Annotated in this window: 16 protein-coding genes and 1 riboswitch; of the genes, 5 read left to right on the forward strand and 11 right to left on the reverse strand. The window is 54.9% G+C overall.

Features of this window, described 5'->3' with window-relative positions; translation table 11 throughout:
- Positions 1-13 precede the first annotated feature (13 nt).
- Positions 14-976 carry an acetylxylan esterase gene (locus GZH47_RS07835; protein WP_162639585.1) on the reverse strand — a complete coding sequence of 321 codons (963 nt, stop codon included), beginning with the start codon at positions 974-976 and terminating at the stop codon, positions 14-16.
- A gap of 240 nt (positions 977-1,216) precedes the next feature.
- Between GZH47_RS07835 and GZH47_RS07840 the strand changes: the two genes are divergently transcribed.
- A complete protein-coding gene (locus GZH47_RS07840; RefSeq protein ID WP_162639586.1) occupies positions 1,217-2,140 on the forward strand; it encodes a polysaccharide deacetylase family protein in 924 nt (307 codons plus the stop codon).
- A 110-nt stretch (positions 2,141-2,250) separates the two neighbouring features.
- Here GZH47_RS07840 and GZH47_RS07845 read toward each other — a convergent pair whose 3' ends face one another.
- The 6 genes from GZH47_RS07845 to GZH47_RS07870 form a co-directional block, all read right to left on the reverse strand.
- Entirely contained in the window at positions 2,251-3,084 is an 834-nt protein-coding gene (locus tag GZH47_RS07845) for a 3D domain-containing protein (protein WP_162639587.1), read from the reverse strand.
- 102 nt (positions 3,085-3,186) lie between these two features.
- Positions 3,187-3,382: riboswitch (cyclic di-AMP (ydaO/yuaA leader) on the reverse strand.
- 54 nt (positions 3,383-3,436) lie between these two features.
- Positions 3,437-4,582: an ATP-binding protein gene (locus GZH47_RS07850; protein ID WP_162639588.1), complete on the reverse strand. Its 1,146-nt coding sequence runs from the start codon at positions 4,580-4,582 to the stop codon at positions 3,437-3,439.
- An 84-nt stretch (positions 4,583-4,666) separates the two neighbouring features.
- The gene (locus tag GZH47_RS07855) at positions 4,667-5,308 is read right to left on the reverse strand and encodes a TetR/AcrR family transcriptional regulator (RefSeq protein WP_162639589.1); all 642 of its coding nucleotides are present in this window, start codon (positions 5,306-5,308) and stop codon (positions 4,667-4,669) included.
- Between the two features lie 112 nt (positions 5,309-5,420).
- Positions 5,421-6,113 carry a CAP domain-containing protein gene (locus GZH47_RS07860; protein ID WP_162639590.1) on the reverse strand — a complete coding sequence of 231 codons (693 nt, stop codon included), beginning with the start codon at positions 6,111-6,113 and terminating at the stop codon, positions 5,421-5,423.
- A 152-nt stretch (positions 6,114-6,265) separates the two neighbouring features.
- Entirely contained in the window at positions 6,266-7,393 is a 1,128-nt protein-coding gene (locus GZH47_RS07865; protein ID WP_162639591.1) for an HNH endonuclease, read from the reverse strand.
- Between the two features lie 22 nt (positions 7,394-7,415).
- Positions 7,416-8,294 (reverse strand): AraC family transcriptional regulator, encoded by an 879-nt coding sequence (locus tag GZH47_RS07870; RefSeq protein ID WP_162639592.1) that lies wholly within the window; start codon positions 8,292-8,294, stop codon positions 7,416-7,418.
- Between the two features lie 288 nt (positions 8,295-8,582).
- On the opposite strand from GZH47_RS07870, the gene GZH47_RS07875 reads away from it, so the two are divergent.
- On the forward strand, positions 8,583-9,509 hold the full coding sequence (locus GZH47_RS07875) for a CAP domain-containing protein (protein ID WP_225446396.1): 927 nt from the start codon (positions 8,583-8,585) through the stop codon (positions 9,507-9,509).
- A gap of 35 nt (positions 9,510-9,544) precedes the next feature.
- On the opposite strand, the gene GZH47_RS07880 is transcribed toward GZH47_RS07875, so the two are convergent.
- A complete protein-coding gene (locus GZH47_RS07880; RefSeq protein WP_225446397.1) occupies positions 9,545-10,450 on the reverse strand; it encodes an AraC family transcriptional regulator in 906 nt (301 codons plus the stop codon).
- Positions 10,451-10,636: 186 nt separating this feature from the next.
- On the opposite strand from GZH47_RS07880, the gene GZH47_RS07885 reads away from it, so the two are divergent.
- Positions 10,637-11,470 (forward strand): phytanoyl-CoA dioxygenase family protein, encoded by an 834-nt coding sequence (locus GZH47_RS07885; protein WP_162639593.1) that lies wholly within the window; start codon positions 10,637-10,639, stop codon positions 11,468-11,470.
- Positions 11,471-11,537: 67 nt separating this feature from the next.
- Here GZH47_RS07885 and GZH47_RS07890 read toward each other — a convergent pair whose 3' ends face one another.
- Together GZH47_RS07890 and GZH47_RS07895 are read right to left on the reverse strand one after the other, a co-directional pair.
- Positions 11,538-12,557: a Gfo/Idh/MocA family protein gene (locus tag GZH47_RS07890; RefSeq protein WP_162639594.1), complete on the reverse strand. Its 1,020-nt coding sequence runs from the start codon at positions 12,555-12,557 to the stop codon at positions 11,538-11,540.
- Between the two features lie 38 nt (positions 12,558-12,595).
- A complete protein-coding gene (locus tag GZH47_RS07895) occupies positions 12,596-13,363 on the reverse strand; it encodes a sugar phosphate isomerase/epimerase family protein (protein WP_162639595.1) in 768 nt (255 codons plus the stop codon).
- A 161-nt stretch (positions 13,364-13,524) separates the two neighbouring features.
- Between GZH47_RS07895 and GZH47_RS07900 the strand changes: the two genes are divergently transcribed.
- Positions 13,525-14,325: an AraC family transcriptional regulator gene (locus tag GZH47_RS07900; RefSeq protein ID WP_162639596.1), complete on the forward strand. Its 801-nt coding sequence runs from the start codon at positions 13,525-13,527 to the stop codon at positions 14,323-14,325.
- 57 nt (positions 14,326-14,382) lie between these two features.
- Here GZH47_RS07900 and GZH47_RS07905 read toward each other — a convergent pair whose 3' ends face one another.
- The gene (locus GZH47_RS07905) at positions 14,383-14,841 is read right to left on the reverse strand and encodes a VOC family protein (RefSeq protein ID WP_162639597.1); all 459 of its coding nucleotides are present in this window, start codon (positions 14,839-14,841) and stop codon (positions 14,383-14,385) included.
- A 361-nt stretch (positions 14,842-15,202) separates the two neighbouring features.
- Between GZH47_RS07905 and map the strand changes: the two genes are divergently transcribed.
- Positions 15,203-15,949, forward strand: a complete 747-nt coding sequence (gene map, locus GZH47_RS07910) for a type I methionyl aminopeptidase (protein ID WP_162639598.1) — start codon at positions 15,203-15,205, stop codon at positions 15,947-15,949.
- Positions 15,950-16,048 lie beyond the last annotated feature (99 nt).

Raw genomic sequence — 16,048 nt, forward strand, 5'->3', positions numbered from 1 at the left:
TGCGTACCTCCTCTTAGTATTCTCCCAGGAAGAACTGAATCGTCTTGTCATTAAATCCCGGTAAGCCCTCATGTCCGAAATCCGGATAGATTTCCAGCCGCTTCGGCGCGGTGATCTTATTGTAGGCCGCAAACTGCGTGGACGGCGGACAGATGGTGTCCATCAAGCCGACAGCCATCATAACCTCGCCTTGAATCCGGTTAGCCAGATGCTGAATGTCGATGTAGCCAAGCTTCGTGAAAATCTCATCTTCGCGCACATGCTGCGGATCGAAGTGACGGAAGAACGTTTTCAATTCCGAATACGCATCCTTCGCCAAATCCATTTCCCACACGCGGCGATAATCGCTGAGGAATGGGAAGACAGGCGCAAGCTTCTTGATTCTCGGCTCAAGCGAGGCGCAAGCGATCGTGAGCGCTCCGCCCTGCGATCCGCCCATCGCGTATACGCGCTCCGGATCGACTTCCGGGCTGTCGATGGCGATTCCGGCCAATTGCGCGCAGTCCAAGAAGATGTGACGGAACAGCAGATTGTCCGGATGGCCGTCCAACCCGCGGATAATATGGCCGTTCAGCGTGTTCCCGATAACGCCGCCCGTATCCTCGGAAGAGCCGCCTTGCCCCCGGCAGTCGAGCGAGAAGATGGAGAAGCCGAGCGAAACGATACTTAGTTTATCTGCCCATTCTCCCGCATTGCCGGAGTAACCATGAAACTGCACGACGGCCGGATGCGGCTGCTGCGAATGGCGCGGTCTGGCATATTTGGCATGAATGCGTGCGCCTTTGACGCCCGTGAAATAAAGATCGAAACATTCGGCTGTCGGTGTTTGGAACGCGCTTGGCACGAGTTCGATCGCAGGGTCCAGGCCCCGCATTTCGGTCAGCGCCCGTTCCCAGTAAGCATCGAAGTCGGAAGGTTTCGGATTGATTCCTGAATACGCTTGCAAGTCTTTCAGCGGCATATCGATTGTTGGCATCTGCTCTCCCCTTCTCATACATGATTCCTTATTATGTTACGTTCTAAGGACGGGCGCTGTAAAGTGCCGATCTGGACTTTTTGTTGAATGTTCGGCGCGATTGAGGGCAAAATGACATCATCAAAGGTGAAACGGCAGTCGACGGTCCAAAGGCGGCGCAGCGCGTTTCATTCCGGTGAAATATAAGCTTATATGTAAGCTTCGCACTTATAAAGACTTGTATTTCGAGGAGGGAAGAATATGCGGATGTTTCGGGGACCGCGGAAAGCGCTGCTGCTCGCGCTGGCATGGACGCTATTGTCCTCCGGTTCTGCGGACGCGTCGTTACAGGGAGGGGCCGTACGCGTACGGGCCGCATCGGATCCCCCTGCTGGCAGCAGCCAGGGCCAGAGCCAGCACAAGCTTCAAAGGCTGCAGCTTCCCGCCGAGCCCTCAGTCGATGAGAACGCCTTCTCTGCCCAGACGCGCAAGCGCAAGAAGCGAAATCGCGCCAAGCCGATATCCTGGGTCGCCCTGCAGCAGCAGTATCCAGGCTCCTTCGTGATTTGGGGACCCCGGCGCTACCGCCGAGTCGCGCTCACGTTCGATGACGTGCCCGATCCCAGATATACGCCGCAAGTGCTTGAAACGCTTGCCCGCTATAAAGTGAGGGCCACCTTCTTCGTCGTCGGCCAGCGAGCGGCAGCCCATCCCGCTCTTGTGCGCCGCATGGTCAGGGAAGGCCATATCGTCGGCAATCATTCCTTGAATCATCCCGTCTTCTCCAGAATCTCGCTTTATGCCATGCAGCAGCAAATTTCACGAACGGATTGGACGCTTCGGCCCCTCGTCGGCTACAGCCCGCGTTTCGTTCGTCCGCCTTACGGCGAAATCGTGCCTGCACAGGTAGAATGGCTGAGAAGCCAGGGATACACGGTCGTGAACTGGGATGTCGATTCCCAGGATTGGCGCAGCTTGGACAGCCAGTCCATCTTGATTAATATCCGCAGAACGCTGCAGCCGGGCTCCATCATTCTGCAGCATGCCGGCGGGGGCGAGGGACAAGATCTGTCCGGAACCATTGCCGCACTGCCGCGGCTGATCAAATTGCTGCGCAGCAAAGGCTACGTTATCGTCACGTTGCCCGAGCTGCTCGGACGGCCAGCCGGACGCAAGCTCCAATGAAAGCGAACAACGGCAGCCCGCCGGGGCTGCCGTTGTTCGTTTTGCTATTCGTATGACTCATCATGAACGTTCGATAAATTATGGCTGTCGTCTTAGCCGGTAATACGCGGCTAATTAAGAATAAACACTTTGACGTTCTGGAATCCGAACGCGCTTGCCGACTTCTGGGATTGCGGAACGAAAATATCGATCCGGTTACCGTTGATCGCGCTGCCTTGATCGGTTGCCACGGCCATCATTCCGCCGGACGGAAGTCCATTGTAATCATAGCCTGTAATGTACACTTTGCTGCCCATTGGAATGACGTCCGGATCGACCGCGATCGTTCCAAGCTTCAACGGGTTTCCAAAGTAGTCGACCGGTCCCCAGCCGTTCTCCGAGGCCGCGGCCGTATAGGCGCTTGCTTTTACCTGCATGACGTCCGTGTACACGTACGACTTGCCGTTGACGCTCACGTGATCGAGCTCAGGCTTCTTCGCCGCGACTCTCTTGGCCGTCTTTGCTTGTGCCTGTTTCGATGCCGTCTTCTTCGTCTGCTTGGCGGTCGTTTTCACCGCGGTTTTCGCGACTTTCTTAGCTGCCTTCGGCGCTTCAGGCGATTTTGCTTCAGCCGCTACGGCTTTTGGAGCCGGTTTGACGGCTTCCATTTTCTTTGCTGCCGCCGGCTTCTCCTTGGTCGCGATCGGCCCTTCGACCCGCGCGGATGCTGCATGGGCGGAATCAGGAATAACGAGCTGCAGCCCTTCGTAGATGTTGGCCGCGTCCACGAATGGATTGGCTTGCATGAGCGAATTGACCGTTACGCCGAACTTGTTCGACAGTTTCCAGAACGTATCCTCTTCATTCGCCTTGTACATGGCCTGCGCGTTCGCCGCGTGCGTCTGCGTGAGAATGGCAATGCCGAGCACCGCCGTTGCAATGCCCTTCTTCCAGATGTGATTCATGTTGTCGATTGCCTCCTTTGATTTACGTCATAGACCGAGTAAACAAATCTATCACGTCATCGCGAAGATGACCGAACCGCTGACAGAAGCGGAGCAAAGAAGTCGTCGTCGCATGCGGCCTGCGAGGTTAGTTGTCGGATTCGGATTGAGGAGTTCAACCCTACGCACGTAGAAGTGCGATTCACCCCAGCGCCAAGGCGCGGTGAACCCGTCATGTGATGGTCATCAGATGACGGGAACGGAGCTATTAAGCTCCAAAAGATCCCCCGTACGAGTATCGTTTCGGCTCGCGTTATAGAATAACATAGCAATGTTGCCAAACCTACCGGTAAATTCGACCACTCGGCATGTTTTAACCATTTTTAGGAAGGGAAATCGTGACCGTCGTCCCTTTGCCGGCGTGACTGGAAATGTTGATTTTACCATGATGGCCTTCAATGATGCGGTAACAAACCATCAGGCCGAGCCCGGTTCCGCTCTCCTTCGTCGTGAAGAACGGGCCGCCGAGCAAAGGCAGCTGTTCCTTGGGGATTCCGATGCCTTGGTCCGTAATGGACACGGTAATGTTACGGGATCCGGATGACTTGAGCACAATCGAGACGGTGCCGCCTTTCGGCATCGCTTCAATCGCGTTCTTGAGCACGTTGACGAACACCTGCTTGAGCTGGTTCTCCTCGCACAGCAGCATGGCCGAATCCACGTTGTACGCGGCTTTGAGCTCTACGTTATTCATAATGGCCTGCGTCTCCAGCAGCGTCAGCACGCTCTGGATGATCTTGATCAGGTCGTGTTGGCGGAACTGATTGGCTTGCGGCTTCGCGAGCGCCATGAATTCCTGCACGATGGAATTAATCCGGTCCAATTCAACGAGCATAATATCGAAATAATCGTGATAGCTGTCGATTCGGGTCTTCAGAAACTTGGAGAATCCGATAAGTGACGTGAGCGGATTGCGGATCTCATGGGCAATGCCCGCCGCCATTTGGCCGACAACCGACAGCTTCTCCGACTGGATTAGCGCTTCTTCTTCCTTCTTGCGGTCGCGAATATCGCGAAACACGCTCTGGATGACCGTCCCTCTGCCGGGGTAGTGGCGGATTCGAATGCTGGAGGCCTCGACATCGATGACTTCGCCGGAGACGCTGATCAGCTTCGATTCCGCGAAATCGCTCGGCTCATCCGTTTCGAACACCTTCTTGAGCCGCCTTCTCGCTTGCTCGCGGCAGTCAGGATGTACGTAGCGGCGCACTTCGGGATTCGCGAGCAAATCCGCCTCCGTCAAGCCCAGCAAACGCAAGCCCGCTTGATTCGTGAATAGAACCGTTTCGCCGTCATGGACGAAGATAGGTTCGGGCAAATATTTAATCAACCGCTGATAGCTCATGGAATCCGGTCCCAGCTCGCTTACTGCTTCCTTCGCCGCGGCTATCTTCAATTCGAGCTTCCGTTTCACCGTTAAAGCAAGCAAGCGATTGCAATAGATGGCTTTCCGCCTCATGTCCCAACCTCCGAAACGATTCTACTTGATGAATTCGCTTTCGTCAGGCCAATCCCTTCGGCATTAAAAACAATTAATTTTGTTTCAAACTGGTTTCGCGGTCATTCCGCGCGTCATAATGGCAATCCCGTCCTTGAAGATCGGCAGCACCCGCAATAATAAACTTTCAGTCGGTTCCGAATGCCCCGTATACGTGCTAACGAAGCCCTGCACGTAATAAAAGAGCACGCGTGCGCGGTTCGTCACCGCTTCTTCGTCTTCGCTGCCGCTATCCGCCAGATCCGGACCGACGACAAGCTGCAGCGCCTGCCTCAAATGCGCGAATATGCGATTGCGGATCACATTGAGTTCGAGCGCCGGGGCCGGGTCGTCCACCCGCACGGAGCCCGTCATGAACAGAACCGTCTGCAGACTGCCGTTGCGTAAGCAGAACGCGACAAACCGATTGCAGACCGCCACGAGCCGATCGAACGGCGTCCCGGCTTGATTCGCCATCTCCGTCAGAAATGCGTCCTCCAGCTCAAGCAGCGACGGAATGGCGATTTGCTGCAGCAGTTCCTCCTTGTTCTTGAAATATAAATAAATCGCCGTATGCGAGCAGCCGGCCTGCTTGGCGATTTCGCGCATCGTCACGTGCAAATAGCCTTTCTCGGCGAACAGTTCCGCGGCGGACTGCCGGATCGCGGTCTTCATGTCTTCCGTCATTTGTTTGCGCTTCGAAATCATTGCGAATTCAGCCCCTTTATTTAGTAACCAATGGTTACATAATAAGCGAAGGCGGCCGCTATGTAAAGAAAAGCGGCCCCGTAAGGGCCGCTTTATGCGTCTGCGATGCGGATTAGGAAGTGAATTCCTGTACCCATTCGCCGTTATAGTAAGCAACGCCGATCTTGCCGTAGTGGCTGCCTAAGATGTTCGCTTTATGTCCCGCGCTGTTCATCCACGCCGTCATGACTTCCTGCGGCGTTTGTTGTCCCTTGGCAATATTCTCGCCTGCGTAAGAATAAGCGACGCCGTAGGCACGCATCATATCAAATGGCGATCCGTACGTCGGGGAATTATGATCGAAATAATTGTTCGCATACATATCCTTCGCTTTATCCAGCGCGACTTTCGTCAGCAGCGTATCGGATTTCAGCGCGGACAGGCCCGCTTTGGCGCGTTCCTTGTTCACGAGCGTCACCACTTGCGCGGCGAACGTGCTTTTATCCGCCGTGTTCGTCGTCGTGCCCGATCCCGTCGTTCCGCCGGATGTCGAACCGCCGGCGCTTGTTACGGGAACTTTCACCGTCATGCCTGCCCAAATCACGTTCGGGTTCGCAATGGATGGATTCGCAGCGATCAACGCGCTTAGGCTGACTCCGTATTTCTTGGCGATCAGGTACATCGTATCGCTGTTCGTCACTTTATACGATACGGAAGTATTCACGGAGGCTGCTTCTGCTTTCTGCAGTGTTGCTCCTGCTCCGAGAACGATTAAACTTGCTGCGAGTACGCTTGCGACACCTGTTCGAATTGGTTGCATCTTCATGAAAATCCTCCTCATGTGTTCGATATGTGACCGTCTGTCTTTCCGACGCCACCCATGGTAACACGTGAGAATCGTCATTTCATCTCATAAAATCTTCCACTCTGAATTTCCTAAGGCTCCCTAACGCTCGAGAAACCGGCGAATTTCCCGGCTTAAATCATGCTTGGATTCTGATACAGGAAGTGCTGCAGCACTTCATCGTCAACGTAATCCAGGCTGTCCGCCTTCTTCAAATTGCAGTCCGCGCAAGCGCATACGCAGTTCGCCGGCGTCGATAAGCCGCCCTTCGATTTCGGCATCACATGGTCGATGGTATCGCCGAAATTTCCGCAGTAGCGGCAAATATAATCATCCCGCTGCAGCACGAGCAGACGGAAATCCGTCTTGGTGTACAGCTTGTGAATGAGTCCGGGATGAATGATGCCCGCCGCGCCTTCCTCCACCATGCGGACGGCCATTTCCATCGGAATTTCCGTCGACCAGCGCTTGCCCGTTTCGCGTTTGCCGCGAAGCCGGATCATTCCGCGGCCGCGGTCGTTCAACATGGAAGTCTTGAAGGAGAAGCTGCCTTTGACGGGGATAATGATCCGGTCCGGAGGCCGCACGACGGCCGACTCCGCCTCGCTTGCTTCCGCTGCCGGCTTCCGTTTCGCGGATTTGCCATTGCCGCGGCGGCGTTTACGTTTGCGTTTGCGCGGAGACGCCGACGGTTCATGGCCGGCATGCTCTTCTGTTGGCGTTTCTTCCACTTCTTCGGATGCCTGCGGCACTTCGGCGGCATCCTTCGGTTCCTGCGTATCCGGACGCCGCAAATCCGTTTGCTTCTTCCTCTTGCGGCGGCGTTTGCGCTTCGGCTTCGACGGCACCGCGGCTATTGCAGCTGCAGGCTCGTCCGCTTCGGCCGGCATGTCCGCCGGCCCGTCTGCCGGCTCGTCGGCCGTATCCGCAATCTCTAGGAAGTCCGCTTCATCCTGCTTGTCCTCGCGGCGCAGGTCTGCCTGCTTCTTCTTCCTGCGGCGGCGCTTGCGGCTTGGTTTCGGCACAGCCGTGCCGGTCTCGCCTTCCGTCGGCGGCATTCCCTGCTCGGAAGCAGCCGCCATTACGGCCTCGACCGAACGATCCGTAACGCCTGCCGCTGCCGGCGGATCCGCGATCCGTTTGCGCTTGCGCAGGCAAGTCCGGCAAGTTCCGCGCCTGCTGCTGCTTCCCGACCGTTTCGTAAAGGCGGAGAGCGGCTTCTCCTGACCGCAGGCCGTGCATGGTTTCAACTCGATCATCATGCTTTCGCTCCGTTCTCATCGTTCATATCAAAAGTCCGTGCAGCTTCCGGAACTGCTCCGGCGTCATGCCCTCCGCTTTGCCGAATGCCGCAATAAAGTGACTCGAATCCCGGTAGCCCGACAATTGGGCGATTTCTTTAATGGACAGCTTATTATCGCCGAAACTCATCATCTCTTTAGACTTAATGATGCGAAGCCGAATCAAATAAGCGTATGCCGTAATGCCGAAAGCTTGCCGAAACAGCGAATTCAAGTACCGCGGACTGATCTCAAGCTGCTCCGCCATGTCCGGAAGTCCAATTTCCGGATCCCCGTAGTGTTCGTCAAGCCAGTGCAGCAGCGGGTCTAATTTCTCCAAATATTGATAGACCGAAGAGCGTCCGCCCTTCTGCCCGTATATTTTGATCATGGTCAAGAATCGATACAGCGCCGCCGAGGCGTTGAGGCCCGTCCGATCGTCGTCCTTCTTGATCTGCTCGATCATGCCGAGAAGCTGCGATGTAATCGGCGCGTCTTCGTTCCAATGCAGCCATTCCGTATGGCGAATGCCTAGCGATGCCAGCATCGAAGCTGCCAGCTCCCCGCCGAACGTAACGTACAGCGTGGACCATTTCTTCCCGCCTTTGGCCGCGTAAGAATGGGGAACGCCCGGAAACAGCATGGATCCGCTGCCTGCCGGGAGGGAATAACGGCGCCCGTTGAGCAGGAACTCGCCTTCGCCTTCGATCGTTTGCAGCCAGTGAAAATTCGGGTAGCCCTTCGTGCGATCTATAGATTCCTGTTCCGGATTAAAGCCGATGCTATCCATATAGAGCGGCAGGTCATATTCGCCAAGCGTGAACATATAGCGGCTCATATGCCCGTTGATCACGATTTTCTTATGCCCTTCCAGCTGTTCCATATTATCATATCCTGCCAATCGTATTTTAAATATCCATCAGCTTCAGCTTACCATAAAATCTGCCTATTATCACTATTCATGCCAAAGGAAGCCGAGCGGAACCGAAAGCCGTACAGCTGCCCAAAATGTTATATGGTTTGGTTCTCAGTCCCAACGCTACCCGGCGTGATTACCCTCGCGGCGGCGGCGTCCTGATCGTGGGGCAACTTGCTTGATCTTCCTCGTCCCGTATCGCATAGCCCTTTTTGCCGCTGAACATATTAGTGGTTAGAAAGGAGCTTGATACTCATGAAAAGATTTTTCGGAACGCTGCTCGGATTAGTGCTGGCTTTTGGCGTAGGTGCAATCATCTATAACTCCGTTCGCGACACATCGCCGAACGGCACGTACCACTCGGCCAGCAAAGAGGGGCATCGCATCAGAACGAATACCGTCGACCGTCTGCCGATGAACAGCTTGAACGCGCGGACTGACAACAACGGCATCATTCGCAATGATCGGGGCACTGGCAGCTACAACGCAGGCAGCTACAATTCCTACAATTCCTACAATTACGACGGCACGATGCGCGCGAAGACGCTGAACAACATCAATCTCAATCCGTTGAACGATTGGCTGCGTCAGATGTATCCCGGTTCCGCGAATTACTACAATGGCACTACCGGCAACACCACCGGAAACGCAGGCAATTACAACGGCGGCACGGGCAATACAGGCAATACGGGTAATACCGGTTCTTACAACCCAGGCAATACGGGGAACGCAGGCAACACTGGCACGGGTACTGGCGTAGGCACAGGTACTGGGGCTGGTGCCGGTACGGGAGTCAATTCCAACATCGCCAATCAAATCTTGGCAAAAGTGAATGCGGAACGTGCCAAAGCAGGCGTTCAAGCGCTGACGCTCAGCACTAGCTTGAACAAAGTAGCGCAAGCCAAATCGGCCGACATGCGCGACAAAGGCTACTTCGATCACCAGTCCCCGACGTACGGAAGTCCGTTCGATATGATGAAATCATTCGGCGTGAACTATTCCTATGCGGGCGAGAATATCGCGGCCGGCCAGCAATCCGTCGATGCCGTCATGACGGCATGGATGAACAGCCCGGGCCATCGCCAGAACATCCTGAGCGCCAACTATACGCAGCTTGGCGTCGGCTATGCCCAAGGCGGCAACATGAGCCCGTACTGGACGCAGGAGTTCATTCGTCCTTAAACGTTAGGCATTAACCGCGAAGCACGGCTTCTTCCCTACTCGGAAGGAACCGTGCTTTCGTTCGTTTGTCCGGCTTTGCGGAATGCGCCCGGAGTAACTCCCGCCTCTTTCTTGAACATTTTCGCAAAATGGTGAATGTCCGCAAATCCGCAATAGCCCGCGATTTCTTCCATGCCGTGGGCCGAGTTCGTAAGCAGCTCCTTGGCATGCTGAATACGCAGCTGCAGCAAATAGCGATGCGGCGCCACGCCGAACTCCTCCTTGAATTTGGCGCTGAAGCGGGAAGGAGACAAATTCGCCCTGGCCGCCATTTCGGAGACGGACAGCGGTTCCGACAACCGGAAGGAAATGAACGACGTCATCCAATTCATCGGCTGCGGCGCCGATTTCTCCGTTTGTTTCAAGTCTTCCGAATGGTCCTCTAGAATCGTGTGCAGCACTTCCGCGCCAAGCGTCTGCGCCCGGAGCTGCATAAGCGGGTTGCGGTGCTGCCAGCATTCGACCATTTCCAGAAACCGGCTTCGCAGCTGAATCGGCTGTTTCGGACGCAAGCGGACGGGAATGTCGATGCCCTGCAGATCGTTCAAGCGCGGCTGCAGCAAATGCCGATACGGCGTAATGTCGATTTGCCCGGGACGCGTCGGGAACCGCTCTTCCCTGCGCTCATCGTAAAACCAGTCCAAATGGGCGAACGGCGTGATCGAATTCGTTTTCCCCTCCAGCACCGTCAGGCTGCCCGGTTGAATCAGACAAAAATCCCCGCCGCGAAAATCATAGGCTTGCTCGTTTACGTGGAATAGGCATTCCCCTTCTTGGATGTACACGAGCAAATAATCGAGCAATGTCCTCGCCGCCACCGTCCATGGCTTGCGAACCGCAAAATCGCTCTCGCGAATGTAAGGCACTATAGGCTGCTTTGCCATCAATTCAGACAAATACATTAACGTTCATCTCCCTGCCGGACGTACTTATATTAAGATTCAGTATAGCGGATGGCAGTTGTTTTTGACAAAAGAATCAGCGATTTGTTACAAAGATTCCAGCAGGTTGCCGCTCTATAATGTAGATATTCCATACACCTACTACAACCATCCGGGCGGATGACTCAAAGGAGACGTTGAACGACGATGTCGACGACAACCAATTACTCGCAGCTTCCATCGCTTGACGAAGATTACGCGCTCACGCAAGAGCAAATCGCTTCTTATCAGAAGAACGGGCATATCAAGCTCAATAGCATCGCGACGCAAGATGAAATCAACGCTTACGAACCTGTTATTGCAAACGTCGTACGCGAACATAATTACAATACCAAGCCTGTGGAAGAACGGGACACATACGGCAAAGCCTTTATCCAAATCGGCAATTTGTGGCAGCTGAACGAAGGAGCGAAGCGCTTCGTGATGGCAAGACGTTTTGCCAAAATCGCCGCAGAGCTTATGGGCGTCAGCGGCGTTCGGATCTATCACGACCAGGCGCTGTTCAAGGAGCCGGGCGGCGGCCACACGCCATGGCACCAAGACCAAATCTATTGGCCGCTCGATACGCCGAATACGATCACGCTGTGGATGCCGCTTGTTCCCGTATCGGCTGAGGTCGGATCGATGACATTCGTAGACGAATCTCAAAACTTCGGCTATCTGTCCCGTCAGGAAATTTCCGACGAATCCCACAAGACGCTCGGCTCGTTTATCGAAGGCAAGCAGCTTCCGACGACGAACTACGGTGCCCTTGCGGCCGGCGACGCTACGTTCCATGCAGGCTGGACCCTCCACTCCGCGCCGGGCAATCCAACCGACTCGATGCGCGAAGTCATGACCATTATCTATATCGAAGACGGCGTGCGCATTGCCGAGCCGGATTCGAAATCTCGCGCCAACGACCTGCGCGGCTGGTTCCCGGGATTGGCGCCGGGCGATATTGCCGCCTCGCCGCTTAATCCGCTCGTCTATAAAGCTTAAGGCGCATACAGAAAAGCCCGGTATCGATTATCGATACCGGGCTTCTTCTATAGAACCCATGCATGAATTACAAGTTGATTACTTTACCGGTCGCTTGCGATTCGAATGCTGCCAGAATGACGGCAAGCGATTTGCGGCCTTCTTCGCCGGAAATAGCCGGCTTCGTATTCGTGACGATCGATTCAACGAATGCATCGACTACGCCGCTCGTTTCCTGTTTATCGTTCGTGCTGATCGCGCCGACATTGTATTTCTCCACCGTGCCGTCGCGAAGCTCAACGATAATTTGATCCTTCGGATCCGTGCCGATCTTCATAACGCCGTTCTCGCACCACAGCACCGTGCTGTTGTCTTCGCCTTTGTAGTACGTCCAGCTGGCGACCAGCGTGCCGATCGCGCCGCTCTTCATGCGAAGAAGGCAAGTCGAGTTATCGTCGATATCCGTATCTTTCTTGTCCAGCGTGCCAATGAAGCCAGTTACCTGCGCGACTTCATCGTCCAGCAGGTAGCGCATCAAGTCGGACTTGTGAACGCCGAGGTCGCCCATTGCGCCCATGATCGCTTCCGGCTTGCGGAAGAACCAGCTGTCTCTGCCGTCAACGCTCCAAGCTTCGGGGCCCGGGTGGCCGAACGATGTCCGGAACGTCAATACGCGTCCGAGTGCGCCGGTCTTCAGAATCGCCTTCGCTTTCACGTGCGGCGGCATCAGACGCTGATTGTGGCCGACCATCAGGTGAACGTTGTTCTTGCTTGCGGCTTCGATCATCGCAGCCGCTTCTTCGTCTGTCGAAGCCATCGGCTTCTCGACCAGTACGTGCGCGCCGGCGTTAGCCGCAGCGATCGACACTTCCGCATGCAGATAGTTCGGCGTACATACGCTGACTGCATCCGGTTTGACTTTCTCCAGCATCTCTTCGTAAGAAGCGAATGCTTCCGCGCCGTACGCATCGGCGATTTTCTTGGCGCGGTCCAGAAGCGGATCGACGAATGCTACGAGCTTTACGTTGGCGTTCGCCGCGTATTCCGGAATATGGCGGCGCTGCGCGATCGCGCCGCAGCCGACTACAGCTACACGAATAGTTGTCATGAGTATAAGGGCTCCTTTAGTTTGTGATCCAAGTTATATTAGGCTTTATGACCGTTTTCTTTCAACCATTCCATGCTCGTTTGAACGGACTCGAGCGGCGGGTTCGCGCATGTATCCTGCTCGACGATGAGCCATTCCACGTTCGCTTTCTTCGCGGCAGCGATAATGTCGTTCAGCGGAAGATCGCCGCGGCCAAGCTCAACCGTGTCGATTTGACCCGTGCCATCGCCTTGACGGAAGTCTTTTAAGTGAATCAGCGGCAGACGGCCGGCATATTTCGCAATATAAGCGAGCGGATCTTGTTTGGAGTATTGCACCCAGCCCATGTCCATTTCGACTTTAAGCAGGTCGGCCGGAACTTTCGTGTACATCGCGTCGAATACGAACTCGCCGTCGATTTCCGTCTTGAATTCGAAATCATGGTTATGATAAGCGAACTCCAGGCCGGCTTGCTTCAGACGCTCGCCGAAGCCGACGAATTGTTCGATCAGCGAACGCCAGAACGATTCGCCTTCTGCAACTTTATCAGCCGGGATCCAAGGGCAAACGACGTAGGATGCGCCGATCGTTGTCAGGTAAGCAATCTCTTCGTCCATCTTCTCTTGCAGGTTAACAAGGCTCACGTGGCTGCCGAATGCCTCCAGGTTAAGTTCTTTCAGCAGGTCGCGCATTTCTTCGGCAGGCACGTCGCCGTAACCTGCAAATTCTACGCCTTCATATCCCATGGCCGCTACTTTACGAAGCGTACCTTTCATATCTTTAGCTGTTTCGTCACGAAGTGTATACATTTGCAATCCGATTTTCATCTTCTGCTCGTCCTTTCGATGTGCGTCAGGGCGCGCTTGCGCCGGTTACGCCATTGTTAGTTTACCAATCTGACACTCATTATAGTAGATAATGAGCGATTACGCGATGTATTATATAACAGTGACATGTCCAATATTGCTGCAAAGTGAGGTAAGTGACCGTGTTCGCCGAAATTATGAGCTGCGGCTATTCCTATCATGCGCAGCCTTTCCAAATGACAAATCCCGAAGGACTGCGCGCGTACTTGTTCCGACTCCAAACGGAAGGCACGTGCGAAGCGCTCGTCGACGGCCGCATGCAGCGCATCGAAGCCGGCGACCTGCTCTTGTTCAAGCCTGGCGATTCCTATAATCTCAACGTGCACGCGCAGCAAACGGACGATTCCTCCCCGGATGCCGCCGGCATTTCGAGCGGCGATTATTTCGTCATCTGCCGCGGTGAATGGCTGGATGAATGGTGGAACCGCAAAGAGCGCAAACAGAAGGTCAAGGTCGTGCCGGACGAACGCTGGCTGTCAATCTGGCAGGCGCTGATCCTGGAGAAACGCCGCTTCGAGGCGGAGGACCTTGAGCTCGCCGATTATTTGCTCCGCGCGCTGTGCTTGGGACTTGACCGCGCCATCGATACGCAATCCGAACTGCAGGGCAAGTCGTTCGTGGCCACCCGCATGAAGAACTTCGTCGACGAACAAGCCGCGCTCTCCTTTACCGTCTCGGACGTTGCCGCCCATGTCGGCCTGAGCGTATCGCGGACCGTCCATTTGTTCAAGGAGTGCTATGGCTTGACCATCATACAGTATACCCAAAACGTCCGATTATCCATGGCCATCGAGCGGATCAAATACAGCAGCATGACGCTCGAGCAGGTAGCGGAAACATGCGGCTTCGGCAGTTATTCGTACTTCTTCCGCGTGTTCAGGAAGAAGTACGGCGTACCGCCGGCAGCCTACCGGATGAAGTAAGCGGCGTTCGGCGGCTAACGATCCGAAGCCGGCTTGCTGATCGTTTTCCTTATCGTTTTACTTATCGTTCTCCAGCAGCTCGATCATCACTTTGAGCTCGTTGAACGTATCCACGTAAGCGAATCGTCCGCCCGTGTATTCGCCTTTCATAAGAAGCTGCATGCCCTTGCCTTCCAGGAGCGAAACTTTCTCCTTCATGCCTTCGATGACGAAAGCGATATGATGCGGGCCTTCGCCGTGCTCGTCCAAATATTCGCGCCATGCGCTGGGATGCTCGTCCGGTTCGATCAATTCCAGCTGCAGCGAGCCCATGTTGAAGAAGGCGAGTTTGGCCCGCGCCGGCGTCGGTTCGCCGCGGTTCTCCGTCTGCGCGATTTCCATCGGTCCGGTAACGATGATGTTCGGCTGCTCGATACCGAAGAAATCGGCGTACCTCCGAGAAACGGCCTCGATGTCATGAACAAGAATACCGATCTGCGTCACGAAATTGTTCCCTAACAGTCCATTGTTGCTCATCTTCCCAGCACACTCCATTCATCCATTAGTAGGGGTTATCCAGCTATCCTGTTGTATGCTCATTATTGATAGCGCTTACAAATGATTGACAATTCGCCGCCCGCCTTGCGCTTCCCGGTATGGAACAACCCCTCGTATTGCGATTGATTCATTACCATTGCTCTTCCGCTGTAAACGCGCGTTCACATCAATCGTAGCAGACGATTACCATTTGCGTCAACTTCCCGTACCCGCTCGGCAAACGTACTTTTGCCTATACGATTCAGTGACGATCGCAGCTGCCGTCATAGGACTCCCGGGCAGCTCGTTTCTTTACCTCGACCGTTTTTTTCTCTATAATTAGCGATTAAAGAGGTGTGACATGATTATTATAAAAACCAAAGACGAAATCGAACAAATGCGCAAAGCCGGCGAAATTCTAGCGGCCTGCCACCGCGAAATCAAGAAAATGATCAAGCCGGGCATCACGACGAACGAAATCGACCAATTCGTCGAGAAGTTCTTGAAGCAGCAAGGCGCAACGCCGGAGCAGAAAGGGTATAAAGGTTACGCCTACGCGACCTGCGCGTCCGTAAACGACGTGATTTGCCATGGCTTCCCTTCTGCCGCGCAGCTTAAGGACGGCGACATCGTCACGATCGACATGGTCGTTAATTTGAATGGCTGGCTCGCGGATTCCGCCTGGTCCTATCCGGTCGGCAACGTGTCCGAGGAAGCGGCGAAGCTGCTGGCCGTTACCGAAGCCTCGATGTATAAGGGCATCGAGCAAGCCGTTGTCGGCAACCGTATCGGCGACGTATCCAATGCGATTCAGAAGTACGCGGAGAGTAACGGCTTCTCCGTTGTCCGCGATTTCATCGGACACGGCATCGGCCAAGACATGCACGAAGAGCCGCAAGTGCCGCACTATGGCCCGCCGGGACGCGGCATCCGCCTGAAAGCCGGCATGGTCATGACGGTCGAGCCGATGCTGAACACCGGCGCTTGGCAGAGCAAGATCGACAGCGACGGTTGGACCGCGCGCACGATCGACGGCGGCTTGTCCGCGCAGTACGAGCACACGATCGCGATCACGGAAGACGGTCCGATTGTTTTGACGAAGCAATAAGAAGCAACATTCGAACGGTTATCCATGCAACACAATTAGAAAAGGCCTTGCCGCATGCTGCGGCAAGGCCTTTTCTAATAGTCACGTGAACGTCGCGTG

Source organism: Paenibacillus rhizovicinus, from assembly GCF_010365285.1.
GTDB classification, from domain to species: domain Bacteria; phylum Bacillota; class Bacilli; order Paenibacillales; family Paenibacillaceae; genus Paenibacillus_Z; species Paenibacillus_Z rhizovicinus.